The organism is Chryseobacterium sp. Bi04 (assembly GCF_918698085.1).
In the GTDB taxonomy this organism is placed as follows: Bacteria; Bacteroidota; Bacteroidia; order Flavobacteriales; family Weeksellaceae; genus Chryseobacterium.
On the sequence record NZ_CAKKLP010000015.1, the window covers coordinates 22,692 to 36,282 of the forward strand.

The following is a 13,591-nucleotide window of genomic DNA, read 5'->3' on the forward strand; positions in this document are numbered from 1 at the left end:
CGGAAAAAATCAATTGATTTTTTCCGCTTCTTTTTTTATAGTCTGAAAGAGTTTATATCTTCGTAAAAAATACAGCATGTTTATTATTTCGCTTACCTACAAAATGCCTCTTGAAAATGTAGAACGTTATATTCCTGAACATAATCTCTTTCTTCAAAAGTATTATGACTCCGGAGTATTCATCACTTCAGGAAGAAAGGAGCCAAGAACCGGAGGTATCATTATTGCCGATATCTCCTCTAAACATGAAGCGGAAAAGACCATCAGCGAAGATCCTTTTTATATTCATCAGATAGCAGATTATGAGATCATCGAGTTTATTCCTTCAAAATACAATGAAAACTTTAAATTCTTTATAAAAGACTAATGAGATTAATTACATACAACGTCAATGGAATCAGGGCCGCATTCACGAAAGATTTTTTAGGCTGGCTGAAGGTCGCTGATCCCGATATTATCTGTATCCAGGAAAGTAAAGCCGGAAACGATCAGATAGATATCGAGAGTCTTGAAAAATCAGGATATCACAGTTACTGGCATTCAGCAGTAAGAAAAGGCTATAGTGGGGTTGGTATAGCTTCAAAAATAAAGCCTAACCATGTAGAGTATGGTTGTGGTATTGAAAGCTATGATAACGAAGGCAGAATCATCCGCGCAGATTTTGACGGGTTTTCAGCTATTTCAGTATATGTTCCTTCGGCTTCCAATATTGAAAGATTAGATTTTAAGATGCAGTTCTGTCACGACTTTTTAGAATACATCAAAAATCTTAAAAAAGAAATTCCCAATCTTATTATATCGGGTGATTTCAATATTTGCCATGAAGCTATCGATATACATGATCCGATCCGCTTAAAAAATGTTTCAGGGTTTCTTCCTATGGAAAGAGAATGGATGACCAATTTCATCAATGAATGTGAACTGATTGACAGTTTCAGGTTTTTCAACGGTGATCCTGACAATTATACCTGGTGGAGCTACCGACAGAATTCCCGGGCAAATAATAAAGGATGGAGATTAGATTATAACTTTACTTCATATAGTTTAAAAGACAAGCTTAATAGAGCTGTAATTTTAAAAGAGGCGGTACATTCTGATCATTGTCCTGCTTTATTGGAATTAGATATCTGATAAGCGCTAGTATGATCATACAAAAAGCCAGCTTAAACAGCTGGCTTTTTTAATTTAAATCATAAATTTAATCGACAATTTCATATTCAACCGGAATGGTACCATGACTGATATTTCCGATCTCATCGAACGCAGCTTTAGACATATCTAAAGATCTTGATGAATGGTAAGGCCCTCTGTCATTAATTCTCACTATTACCTCTTTACCATTTTTAAGGTTCGTTACCTTAACGTTTGTTCCAAATGGAAGCGTTCTGTTTGCTGCAGTAAACTTTGAGTTATCAAAGATTTCACCGCTAGCGGTTTTTCTACCGTTAAATTTATCGTGGTAGTACGATGCATAACTTGTTTTTTTCGCATCTAAGGCATTACTCGTAAACGAATAAACACCTAAGGTTGAAATCATCATTATGATTACGAGAATGAATCTTTTCATCATGTTGAACTTTTATTGGTTTTGACTGGGCAAATGTATCAGGAATCTTTTAAAGTCCACAGTCGGAATGTTAAAATATGTTAATGAAAACAAAAACCTATGTTAAACAACCTTGTAAGCTCCTATGGATAGGCATTTTAGGACACACTGTTAAAAAGTGTTAAAAAAATAGTCTAAAAGTTAATATAATTAACTAATCCATGCGTAATCACAAAAAAGGATAAAGTTAAAATATTGAAAATCAACACATTGAAAAATAGCCAATATTCAGTTTACTTTTAAAATTTGTTGTAAGGAAACAAAAGTTTTAAGATTAAAGAGAAAAGAAAAAATTTGTAATAAAGGCTGTTTCCTCTTATAAGGCTCCTCCTTTCAAAGTCATTTTAACAACAAAAATAAACCTCAAAAAATTTTAAACCCATTATTCATTCTTATATATCAATACTTAAACCCGTTTAAACTAATTAAAAATTTAGTCGCAAAAGCTGAATGAAAACTTATAAACACTTTAGTTTTATTTTAAGTTTAAACTGTTTAAAAATAAAAGTACACTTAATCAAAAAAAAAATTGATTTTTTAAAACTTACATGAGATTATTTTCACAGTTTTATTAAAGAAACTTGTGACTCTTGACTATTGAATCTTCGATTTGCGGTTAAAAAAAAAAGTATAAACAGGTTCCTTCTTAAACTCTTTATATTCAAAAATAATATTACTATCAAAAGTTAGAAAGAATACCCTGTTATTTTATATTTTTCTTCTCAAACTCTGGTCAATTTAAAATATGCGTATTTAATCAGCTGAATTTTCCTAGTCTCAGGCTTTAATCCTAAAGATAGTCTTTTAAGATGTTTATAACCTGTCTGCGCAATTCATTTACCTACTGCTATAATTAAAAAAACCAATGAGAAGACTCATTGGTTTTATATGTAATTAAATTAATTTTTAGTTTTTCAAATACTCTAATACATACTCATATGTATCAGCCGGATAAACTACAGACATACTAGGAGATCCTGTAATAGCATTTCCAGCAGAAGTAGCTACCGTATAAGAATATAAACTTCTGTCATATACCGTATTTGTTCCAGCTTTATAGATCGTGATTCCATACATAGCGGTCATCCCTGCAGGAGCAGGAATATTTACTGCTGTAGAAGTACCTAATGTAGTAAATGCACCTTTAACAGCATATACCTGCTTGTTATTTACTGAAGTATTAGTTATAGTTTCTGTTGTAAGGATATTCACTTTACCTGCATTAGCATTAGATCCTCCTAATGGCAACCATTTACCCGGAGCAACATCTGTAGACTGACCTGGGTTAGAGAAATAGTAGAAACCAGGAGTTACAGCAGTTACTACTCCGTTACCAGTAACAGTATTACCGGTAGCCGTATTGTAAACTACCATACCATCATAAGCTGACGGGAAGTTGATTCCATCTAAACTAGCTGTTTTAAAAGTAAACTGTGTTAAATCTGTTGATGGGAATAATAATCCTTTTCCATCATTAACAGTTGAGTTATTATTTGTAGAACCATCTAAGAAGATGTTCTCATTTGGGAATTGGTTAGTGATAGCCCCGTTGGATAAAACCTGTGCACTTGCATATGTACCTGCTGTCACAAAAAGTGCTAATATTATTTTTTTCATTTGCTTAAAGTTAAAAGTTACAATTAAATTCTATTATCTACCTGAAAGTATACCCCATACCTTTACACCAGCCTGGTCAACTGTAATAAAACAGAAAGATCCGGCAGAAGTAATTGTAGAAGGATAACCGCCTATAGGTCTAGTAGGTCCAGCTATAGCAGTAACATCCCATCCAATATTTCCGGGTCCGTTAGCAGATACACATCTAACCGAGTTTAAAGGAAGTGTTGTAGCATCCGGTAATTTTAACAGACTACTTCCACCCATTGAAGTTGCAACGATTGAATAATCATCAGCAGCCCATGCAATAGCAGTAGGTGTTGCATGAAGTCTACCCTTCTGAACTTGGAAGTTTGGAGTAGAATTTCCTCCTCCTCCTACAGGTTTCCATGTAGAAGATACAGAATCATAATAATAGAATCCAACGGCAGTCACATTTGCTGTTTTAGTGGTAGTTGTACCATCAACAGCAGTAATATAAGTAAGCGCACCGTTCTGATCAGCAGTATAAGCATTATTTTTAGCTGCCAGCTGATCTTCAGTTAAACGAGGGACCAATAAAGCATCAGGTCTTGCATTGTCAGTAGTATTAGCTACTACATCTAAAGTTGCGGCAGGTGTGGTTGTGTTAATCCCCACGCGCCCTTGCTGAGCCTTGGAAAGTGCCGAAAGGCAAACAAGCATAGTTGCTGTGAATAAAAATTTTTTCATAAGTTTTTAAAGATTTTAATTACATTATTTTCATCAGTATTTTTAAAAGAAACGAATCCCAACTTGTGATTCTTCCTAGTTAATATAGACAAAGATAGTACATTATAGTCAATTTAAACAATATTTCAAACAAATAACTTATTAAGAGTATATATTTAAAAATATTGCTTATGGCGCAAATTTAAGACATAATTTTTTAATTTGTATACTTTATAAAATAAAATTAAAAAATCTTAATATCGCAAAAGTGCAAACAATTGAAAACCAACAATATAAAAATTAACAGAAACAGAATATTTATGTTAATTTTCATTAATATATTTTTATTTCAGGTCTGAAAGTCAAATTCAATACTGCTGATAATCAAGACTAAATAAAAATGATTACACCAATTCTCCGTATAGGTCAAATTCTTCAGCTGAGGTAATCTTCACTTCTGCAAATTCTCCTATAGAGATATAGGTTTCTTCAGCTGAAACCAAAACTGTGTTATCTACATCCGGAGAGTCATATTCTGTTCTTCCGATAAAGTAATTTCCTTCTTTACGGTCAAAGACACATGTAAAGGTTTTACCTATTTTTTCCTGATTTTTTTCCCATGAAATTTGTGACTGCAATTCCATGATTTCTTCTACCCTTGCCTCTTTTACTTCCTGTGGAATATCATCTTCCAATACATGGGCCGTTGTATTTTCTTCATGTGAATAGGTAAAGCATCCTAATCTATCAAATTTTTGTTCTCTTACCCAGTCTTTAAGTTCCTGGAACCTCTCTTGGGTTTCGCCTGGATATCCTACAATTAAAGTCGTTCTAATAGCCATATCCGGAACTTTCTCTCTGAATTTTGCTAAAAGCGCATCTGTTTTTTCATGGGTAGTTCCTCTCTTCATAGATTTCAAAAGATCTGAATTGATATGCTGAAGGGGAATATCGATATAATTACATACTTTCGGTTCTTCACGGATGATATCCAGAACATCTTCAGGAAATCCACTTGGGAAAGCATAGTGAAGACGAATCCATTCTATTCCCTCTACTTTTACCAATTCTTTTAAAAGATCTCCAAGTGCACGTCTTTTGTACAGATCTAATCCATAATAGGTAAGATCCTGAGCAATAAGAATCAATTCTTTTGTTCCTTTTTTAGCCAGTTTCTGAGCTTCAGTAACTAATTTTTCGATAGGTGTTGAAATATGTCCACCTCTCATCAAAGGAATAGCACAGAATGAACAAGGTCTGTCACAGCCTTCTGAGATTTTAAGGTAAGCATAATGTTTAGGAGTGGTTGTCAACCTTTCTCCAACTAATTCGTGTTTATAATCTGCTCCAAGATGCTTTAAGAGAATAGGAAGGTCTCTTGTTCCAAAATATTGGTCTACATCTGGAATTTCTCTTATCAAATCCGGCTTGTACCTTTCAGAAAGACACCCTGTAACGAATACTTTCTCCACTTCTCCTCTGTTTTTAGCTTCTACATAATCAAGAATTGTATTGATAGATTCTTCTTTGGCATTATCTATGAATCCACAGGTGTTAATGACTACAATATCACCACGGTCTTCGTGAACCACCTCTTTGCCATTTGCTTTCAATTGGCTCATTAAAACTTCAGAATCATATACATTCTTGGAGCATCCAAGAGTAACTACATTGATTTTCTTCTTCCCTACAGATTTTGTGCGCATCTTTTTGATTTTGAGTGTGCAAAGATACAAAATATTGAAGAGTAAAAAATTAAAAAATAAAAACCACTTTAGAAAAGTGGTTTTCAATATCTTATTTAAAAGTTTCCTTCAGCAAACGTAGGCAGGATTCTATCTTTATCTGAAAGCTGAACTACATCCAACGGTAACTTCCAGTCTATATTCAATTCAGAATCATTCCAGATAACACTTCCTTCTGATTCTTTATTATAAAAGTTATCGCATTTATATGAAAAAACAGCCGTTTCACTTAATACAGAGAAGCCATGTCCAAATCCTCTTGGTACATAGAGTTGCAATTTATTTTCGGGAGTAAGCTCAACACCATACCACTGGCCAAAAGTAGGAGAATCTCTACGAAGGTCCACAGCAACATCAAAAACTCTTCCTTCAAGACAAGATACCAACTTTGCCTGTGCATGTTCCCCTTTTTGAAGATGCAATCCTCTCAATACACCATAAGAAGACTTCGAAATATTGTCCTGTACAAAATGACCGTTCATTCCCGTCAACTCTTCAAATCTTTTCTCGTTATACTTTTCAAAAAAGTAACCTCTCTCATCTTCGAAAATAGTAGGTTCTATTACGTAGCAATCTTTTAAGGAAGTTTCTTTTATTTTCATATTTAGGTTTTAATTTTTTTATAAACTGTATTTCTTTTTTAAGCTCAATTTTAATCCCAGATATACACCACCTGCAGGAATAAAAACAATTAATACAATAGCCCAAATTGGCAAGTGCGAATGTATTAAAAATATATTTATGAATAATTGTACTAGAGCGTAAACACTGCTGATAACTAAATGAGAGACTTTTTCCTCATTGGCGAAAAGCTGATATAAATGCCTTCTATGGGCCTCGAAAATATTTTCTTTTAATACTATTCTTTCAATAATGGTAAGTACTACTTCCATTCCGTAGATGGCTAAAAGTAAGATGTATTTATATTCACCTGTTCTCATAATCAGCAATGTAATGAGCCCAATTACCCAAAAGCCAATCCCCATACTTCCTACATCACCGGCAAAACATTTTGCTTTTTTTCTGAAATTAAAAAACAAAAAAACAAGACATGCCAATATGGGATAATAAATAAAATCATGGTCTGTAAACTGAATAACCTCTCTGTTGATATATGCCAGAGACCCCAGGGTAACCAAACTGTAGATCCCTGTCATTCCATTAATACCATCCATAAAGTTATAGGCATTGAGTGTCCCTATGATCACAACAAATAATATAGGCCAGACCCAGAAAGGCATTAAGGCAAAGGCTCCGGTAAAATATAACAGCAAAATAACTGAAATAAGATGAACAGACAGCCTTATTTTATTAGATAATGTTCTAACATCATCAATAAAACTTATTGTACATATGGCAAGCAGACCCAATCCAAAAGACCAATACTCCTCTATTACCAAGCTGGGGTTAAACGACCCAAAAATAATAAATGCAACAGGAAAGATAATTCCTCCGCCTCTTAAGGTAATCTGTGTATGGGCGCTCCTGTGGTTGGGTTTGTCAATAATATTATATTTATCAGCTATTTTAAAATACAACAGCATTACAATAAATAAGACAATTATTATAATTATATATTCCATCATGTGTTTTTAAAGCTTTTTATTGTTTTAAAAAGGCCTTCTTCTGCGGATACAGGAAGTTTTTTTATATGTAAAGCATTTTTAATTTTTTCATTTGAAACCTGATAACTTTCCGTTAGCTTTTTCAATCTTTCAGAATTTAAAGGTAATTTTAAAGCATCACCTAATTTTGCTGCTGAAGAAATCATTCCGGAAGGCAGCCTCCACAACTTGCTTTTTCTCCCTGAAGCCTTCCCTATAATTTCTATCAAATCATTTGTAGAGATACTTTCATCGTCAGCAAAATTATAAATTCCGGAGGGAATATCTTTATTTTTAAGTATTTCGTGTATTAAAAAGTTTAAATTGTCAATACTCAAAAATGAACGTTTATTGTCAAAAGCTGCTAACGGCCACGGAACACCCTTTTCTACCACTTTATACAGGAGATTCAGATTTCCTTTATTTCCAGGACCATGGATCATGCATGGACGGATAATAAAAAACCTCTTTCCTTCGGGAAGGGTTTTTGATAATAAATATTCTTCAGCCAAAAGCTTAGATTTTCCATAAGACGTCTTAGGGTCGGATACATGCCCTTCATCCAAAATTCCATCAACGGTATCTGCTGTTGCTTTTACACTGCTGAAATAAATAAAATCTTTGATATTTGAATCTAAAAATTCATCAAAAAGTTGAATTGTTAAATCTCTGTTTACCTTAAAATATTCTTCCTCAGCAGAAGTATTTGCAGTATCATGAGCTTTTCCCGCAAGATGGATTATTGCATCAGCATCAATATTAAAAACGTAACTGCTTCTAAGGGAAAGACCTAAAGCAACAAAATTTTGTTTTTCTAAATATTCAGATAAGTTTTGTCCGACAAATCCGGAGATCCCTGTGATAAGTATGTTCATTTTAATAGCCTAATTTTGTATGTATTATATCCCAAACTTTTGTTTCTTCAAAGTTTTCTCTCACAAAACTTCTACCGTTATCTCCATGAAGTTGCTTCATTTCGGGATTTTCAATATAAAATTCAATTTTTCCTCTAATATCTTCCGCATTATTTTTAATAAAAACACCTGTTTTATTTTCAATAATTGATTCAGTACATCCTGTAGCTTTAGTTATCAAAACTGGCAAATTCATAGATGATGCCTCCAAAGAAACAGTGGGAAATCCTTCACGATAGGTAGGTAGTACAAAAACATCCATTAACTTGAAATATGGAGCTGCATTTAATACAAATCCTGTATTGATAATACGAAGGTCATTTTCAATCATCCTTTTTGATTCTTCGCTAATTGAATCTCTTTCTTCAATTGGCCCCACTAAAAGAAGCTTTATGTGATCGTATTCTTCTCTAAGGGTTTTCCATGCTTCAATAAGTTCATTAATCCCTTTATCTTTTACCAATCTTCCAACATAGCCTATTACAAAATCTTTGTCTGTAATTTTAGTCTGGTTCCTAATATCTTTTATCAGGTATTCATCTTGTTTTTCCGGATTAAATTTATTTTCCGTATCTATTCCGTTACAAGTACCTAAACCTAAGATAATATTCTTAGATGGATTATTTAATTTATCGTGTTCGCTTATTTTTTTGACAGAATTGCTTACGCAAACAACTTTTTTCGCCAATGTGCCTGAAAGTCTGTCAATATTTTTGAGCAGAAACCTCTTGAGACCTTTACTTGTTTCATAGATAATCCCATGTCTAAAATATACTCTGTTATTGACTCCTGCAAAAAAAGCGGCAATCATTGCAACCATTCCACCTTTTGGGGTGTGACCTATAACTGTATCAATATTATTGTCCTTTATGAATTTATAAATCTTAAATATTGCTTTTAAATCAGTAATGGGACTAATGCGCCGCGTTACATTGACGGCAAATGGAGTATAATTTAGCGATTCACTGAGCTGAAAAAATTCATCAGAAGGGCTACAACCTAAGAAATATTGGTTTGATGTTTTTTCTTTGAGATAAGAAAACTGTTTTCCAAAAAAATGATTTATAACAAAAGAAACAGTTATAATATGTAGAACTTTTTTGTTACTCATTTATAAGATTTTTATAAAGACTATAGTGATTGGAGACCATTATTTGCACATCATAATTCTTAGAACGTTCAAGTGCATATTTTTGCATTTTTAAATAATGAATTTTATCAGTAATTAATTTTTCAATTTTTTTTGCCAAATCAACTTCATCCTCTCTCTCAAATAACAAGTCGGGGGTTCCTATTACCTCAGCTAATCCGGAAACATTCGATCCTATTATAGGTATTCCTGCTGCCATAGCCTCTACGGCAGCTAAACCAAATCCTTCCCAGTGAGAGCTTAATATTGCTATATCCGACATCTTTAATAATGAATAAACATCTTCTCGAATGCCTAAAAAATTAACTCGCTCTTGTAAATGAAGTGAATTCATCAAAATTTTTAATTGTTCTTTTCTTGCTCCTTCTCCAACCAAAATTAATTTGTAGTTTTCAGGTAATTTTTGCATAGTTTTAATAACTGTATCCTGATCTTTTTCATTTCTGAAAGCCGCAACCATTATTAACAGAACATCTGTCTGGTTATATCCAAAATTTAATTTATCATATTTAATAGCATTTTTAATTTTTTCAAGATTAACTCCATTTTCAATAACAAGTAGTTTTGAATGATCAATCCGAAGCTTCTCTATTAAAATGTTCTTAACTTGTGGGGTAATGCATATAATTTTAGAATAATATTTATCTATAAATTTTTCAGCAAATCTGAGTTTGGGATTATTTAGTCTTTTATTCCCCGTACTATGTTCAGTAAATAATAACTTAATCTTAGAAAAAGATAAAATTTTTGCTAAAACAACAAAATATTGAGCAGGAAACAAATGAACGTGAACCAAATCATATTTTTTCAAATAAGGTATCATCTTAAAGATATATTTGGGATTGTAATAAGAATCTCCCAAACTAAATATTTTTGTTATGCCTAACTTTTCGAGCTGATAATAGAATGGAGTTTTATTACCGTTCAGCAATAAAACATCTACTACAAAACCACGCTCGACTAGTAAAGGAACTATTTCTACCAAATTTTTTTCAGCACCTCCTATGCTCAAACAGTCAATCACTTGAAGAATTCTCATCGTATATCAAAATTATTTTGGAGCTTGTTATTACTTAGCTTACTCTTACCATAATTAAATATTGAATAATTTTTATTTATGCTGGTGCTCTTGAAAGTATTTCCAAGTAATTCTACATTTTTTGACCTTATATTAAATACAGAATTGGAATTATAAATATAATTATCGTCCACTATGAATTCATTATCCTGAAAAATAATCAAATTTTCTTTACTCTTTCCTGTTGTTATAATAAACACAAACGATCTGTCTCCATAACTTCCTTCTCCATAGGATTTAGTAAATTTAACATTCTTAAGAAGGTTTACATTTGAAATATTGTTTTTAGAAAATATTGTTGGTTTATAAGGTTTTTCAAAATTTTCTACTATAACAATGCCTAAATCTGAACCTTTGAAAATATTATTTTTAACAGAATGCCCACCATATGTATTCTCAATGTGCAAAGGGCGATCATAACCTTCTACTATTTGATTATTTAAAACTTGAATATTTTCGGAAAAAAATTCTAATACTATTCCGCATCTGCCTAATTGATTTGTACGTAGAAGTTTGTTTTCTATATAATTATTTTTCACTATTCCGTTTGCAACATTTGCGAGATATATGGCATCACCATAATCATCAAATTTAGGGTTACTACCCCAAACATCTATTAGTTTACAATTTGTAATTTCCACAAATTTAAATCTAGAATTCAAAGGCAAATTGAGTGGGTCCGTTGTTGTGATATGGATTCCTTGCCCATAAAAGTTTTCAATCTGCACATTGTCTATGTATACATTGCTCATATCAGTAATTATCAGAGCCGCCTTCCATTCTTTCTTGTTTATGTTTGGATGTTTGGAACTGTATGGTATATTATTACCGATAATTTTAATCTGATTTAATTTAAATGTACCTGTTGATGGATTTGTGAAAAAACCTCTAGCATGAATGATATGTTCCTGAGAAGTAGAGTGAATCTCGGCAATTTTACCATTAATCATTTCACTACTGATTTCTAAAGATTTATTTGTATAATCTATAGCCAACTGCTTATTAACATTGTACACTCCAGATCCAAAAATTATCTTAGAATCTGAATATTTAACTGCTTCATTTATACATTTTTGAATAGCCTCAGTATCATCTTTATTATCATTATACACTGCACCAAAATCTCTTACGTGAAAGACTTTAACCGATGCGAAACCCAAAATTCCACAAAAAGACAATGCAAGAATCAAAATACCTTTTTTCATACAAAATTGTTATTAGATTGGTTTTCTTAATAATGTTTTCAATACTAAATTTTTAACACTTATCACTTTAAAAGAATTTCTGACTACTATTCTAAGACGCTGAATAATATTAACTTCCGTAAATCTCAAATAATCTTTAAAAAGTTTTCTCTTCTTTTCATCCATTATTAGTTTGTATGTTTCATAAAAACTTTTATTTGCATTATAGTGCCTTTTTTCAATAATAGGATTATTGTAATTTAAAAAAGTTTTAAGTCTTAGGAAAAAAGAAGTTTCAATATTTCCCGTCACATTATTATCATGTTGACGATATAGCATAAGCGGTTTGTCTATATAAATCGTTTCCCCAAAAGTTACAGAAAGGATGGTAATAAAATGATCGTGCATATATACATAATCAGGAAAAATATGGTTAATTTTTTCTAACATCAATTTGTTTATCATAACACAGCAACCATGAATTCCACCGTTCAAGAAAATACTATCTTGAATATTATTTCTATGGAAAGTTATGAATTCAATCTGAATATTTACATTATTTTTATAGATGTAGCCATTTGAATAAATCATGGCGGGCGTCTTTTTATCTTTTATTCCATTATAGTGAAGTTCTATTTTATCATGCATCCAAATGTCATCCTGATCACAAAACATAACAAAATCAGATGTTGAAAAAGACAACAAATGCATAAAATTTTTGCCCGCATTTCCGAATTTTATGCCATCTTCAATTAGAATTATTCTCGGATCATTTCTTTGATACTCTTTAATGATATCTATCGTTTTGTCGATCGAACCATCATCATGTACTAACAGTCTCCAATCAGAATAAGATTGATTCTTAAGTGAATCAATTTGTTCTTTTAAAAATTTCTCACCATTATATGTGGCTAAAAGGATATCAATCATTCGGAAAAAGATATTTCATATGGTCGTATAAGTTCAGGATTTATAATCCTTATCCCATAAATTAGGTAAAAAACACTTAAACAAAAATATAAAATGAAGAAATTTTCTTTTCTCTTAATATGTTTTCTTGCCATAAATAATAAAATTGATATTACTATAATAGAACACTGAAATAAAATAAAAGTAAATCTTTGAAAAATAGCAGATTGAACAAAAAGTAAATTGAGAGAGACACTAAAAGCCAAAATTCTAAAATAAAAGTTTTGATTCTCAGTAAATACTATTTTTTTTGAATATCTATCAAAAATATAATAAATTAAAATTAAAAAATAACCGAAAATAGATATTGCGTATCCTCCTCCTCCCTCTTCCTTCAAATATTCATCCATATGGGCGTTACTGTAACCATAAATAAGAAGCAAAGGAAAAAAATTGACTAAACTACCTAAGATAAAGCAGGGAATAGGGAGCAGAATCAAAACCTTTTTATTTTTGAAATACTTTAAAAAGGGTAATGCAGGCAATAGGATCAGTGCTGAATTATGAAATGAAAATGCTAGTAAAAAGAACACTAAGCTTCTCACATATTTTTTTTCAATAAAATTATCAATACACCAAAAACAAAATGCTGCACAAAGACCATATCTTATCTGTGTAAAATCTCTGTATATGAGAAAAAATGATAAGTATGCCAATAATGAAATAAAAATGAAATTCGTCTTCTTAACAAAAAAACTATAATTGACCGCAGCAGTAGCAATTGCCATAACCATTAATACATTTCTAAAAGTACCTCCTAATTCTCCAATAAATTTGTTTAAGAAAGTATAACCCTTTTCGACGTACCCATATCCTCCCTCTATCAATTCGTTTATAGTAGATTTCGAATAAATATAAAACATACTTTCATACATTTGGCTATCATTGTCATTTCCTATTTTTCTAAAACTTATCAAAAAGATTACTATCAAACAGAATATACAATAAACAAAAAGTTTCGGACCTCGATAAGAAACGAAATCAAAAAAACATAATAAAAATGCAACAAAAAGTATCAGGTAATATGTGTCCAC

14 protein-coding genes are annotated in these 13,591 nt (G+C 31.6%); 2 read left to right on the top strand and 12 right to left on the bottom strand.

What is annotated here, in order from left to right; translation table 11 throughout:
• Window positions 1–76 precede the first annotated feature (76 nt).
• Both LQV47_RS18995 and LQV47_RS19000 read left to right on the top strand, forming a co-directional pair.
• Window positions 77–367, top strand: coding sequence for a YciI family protein (locus LQV47_RS18995; RefSeq protein ID WP_230040377.1), 291 nt, complete (start codon window positions 77–79; stop codon window positions 365–367).
• A complete protein-coding gene (locus tag LQV47_RS19000) occupies window positions 367–1,131 on the top strand; it encodes an exodeoxyribonuclease III (protein WP_230040379.1) in 765 nt (254 codons plus the stop codon). Before LQV47_RS18995 ends, LQV47_RS19000 begins: the two co-directional genes overlap by 1 nt.
• A gap of 67 nt (window positions 1,132–1,198) precedes the next feature.
• Here the strand turns inward: LQV47_RS19000 and LQV47_RS19005 are convergent, their stop codons facing one another.
• From LQV47_RS19005 to LQV47_RS19060, 12 genes are all read right to left on the bottom strand, one after another.
• Window positions 1,199–1,570 (bottom strand): septal ring lytic transglycosylase RlpA family protein, encoded by a 372-nt coding sequence (locus LQV47_RS19005; protein ID WP_230040381.1) that lies wholly within the window; start codon window positions 1,568–1,570, stop codon window positions 1,199–1,201.
• Between the two features lie 942 nt (window positions 1,571–2,512).
• Window positions 2,513–3,223: a hypothetical protein gene (locus LQV47_RS19010; protein WP_230040383.1), complete on the bottom strand. Its 711-nt coding sequence runs from the start codon at window positions 3,221–3,223 to the stop codon at window positions 2,513–2,515.
• Between the two features lie 33 nt (window positions 3,224–3,256).
• Window positions 3,257–3,934: a hypothetical protein gene (locus tag LQV47_RS19015; RefSeq protein ID WP_230040384.1), complete on the bottom strand. Its 678-nt coding sequence runs from the start codon at window positions 3,932–3,934 to the stop codon at window positions 3,257–3,259.
• A 383-nt stretch (window positions 3,935–4,317) separates the two neighbouring features.
• Complete coding sequence (rimO, locus tag LQV47_RS19020) at window positions 4,318–5,619, bottom strand: 30S ribosomal protein S12 methylthiotransferase RimO (RefSeq protein WP_230040392.1); 1,302 nt, start codon at window positions 5,617–5,619, stop codon at window positions 4,318–4,320.
• A 95-nt stretch (window positions 5,620–5,714) separates the two neighbouring features.
• On the bottom strand, window positions 5,715–6,260 hold the full coding sequence (gene rfbC / locus LQV47_RS19025) for a dTDP-4-dehydrorhamnose 3,5-epimerase (protein ID WP_230040394.1): 546 nt from the start codon (window positions 6,258–6,260) through the stop codon (window positions 5,715–5,717).
• 18 nt (window positions 6,261–6,278) lie between these two features.
• Window positions 6,279–7,244, bottom strand: a complete 966-nt coding sequence (locus LQV47_RS19030) for a glycosyltransferase family 4 protein (RefSeq protein ID WP_230040397.1) — start codon at window positions 7,242–7,244, stop codon at window positions 6,279–6,281.
• Window positions 7,241–8,137, bottom strand: a complete 897-nt coding sequence (locus LQV47_RS19035) for an NAD-dependent epimerase/dehydratase family protein (RefSeq protein ID WP_230040399.1) — start codon at window positions 8,135–8,137, stop codon at window positions 7,241–7,243. The genes LQV47_RS19030 and LQV47_RS19035 overlap by 4 nt, the downstream gene beginning before the upstream one ends.
• Window position 8,138: 1 nt before the next feature.
• Window positions 8,139–9,287, bottom strand: a complete 1,149-nt coding sequence (locus LQV47_RS19040; protein ID WP_230040400.1) for a glycosyltransferase family 4 protein — start codon at window positions 9,285–9,287, stop codon at window positions 8,139–8,141.
• On the bottom strand, window positions 9,280–10,365 hold the full coding sequence (locus LQV47_RS19045) for a glycosyltransferase (protein WP_230040402.1): 1,086 nt from the start codon (window positions 10,363–10,365) through the stop codon (window positions 9,280–9,282). The genes LQV47_RS19040 and LQV47_RS19045 overlap by 8 nt, the downstream gene beginning before the upstream one ends.
• Window positions 10,362–11,609: a right-handed parallel beta-helix repeat-containing protein gene (locus LQV47_RS19050; protein ID WP_230040404.1), complete on the bottom strand. Its 1,248-nt coding sequence runs from the start codon at window positions 11,607–11,609 to the stop codon at window positions 10,362–10,364. The genes LQV47_RS19045 and LQV47_RS19050 overlap by 4 nt, the downstream gene beginning before the upstream one ends.
• Window positions 11,610–11,621: 12 nt before the next feature.
• Window positions 11,622–12,518 (bottom strand): glycosyltransferase family 2 protein, encoded by an 897-nt coding sequence (locus LQV47_RS19055; RefSeq protein ID WP_230040405.1) that lies wholly within the window; start codon window positions 12,516–12,518, stop codon window positions 11,622–11,624.
• The gene (locus LQV47_RS19060) at window positions 12,515–13,591 is read right to left on the bottom strand and encodes an EpsG family protein (protein WP_230040407.1); all 1,077 of its coding nucleotides are present in this window, start codon (window positions 13,589–13,591) and stop codon (window positions 12,515–12,517) included. Before LQV47_RS19060 ends, LQV47_RS19055 begins: the two co-directional genes overlap by 4 nt.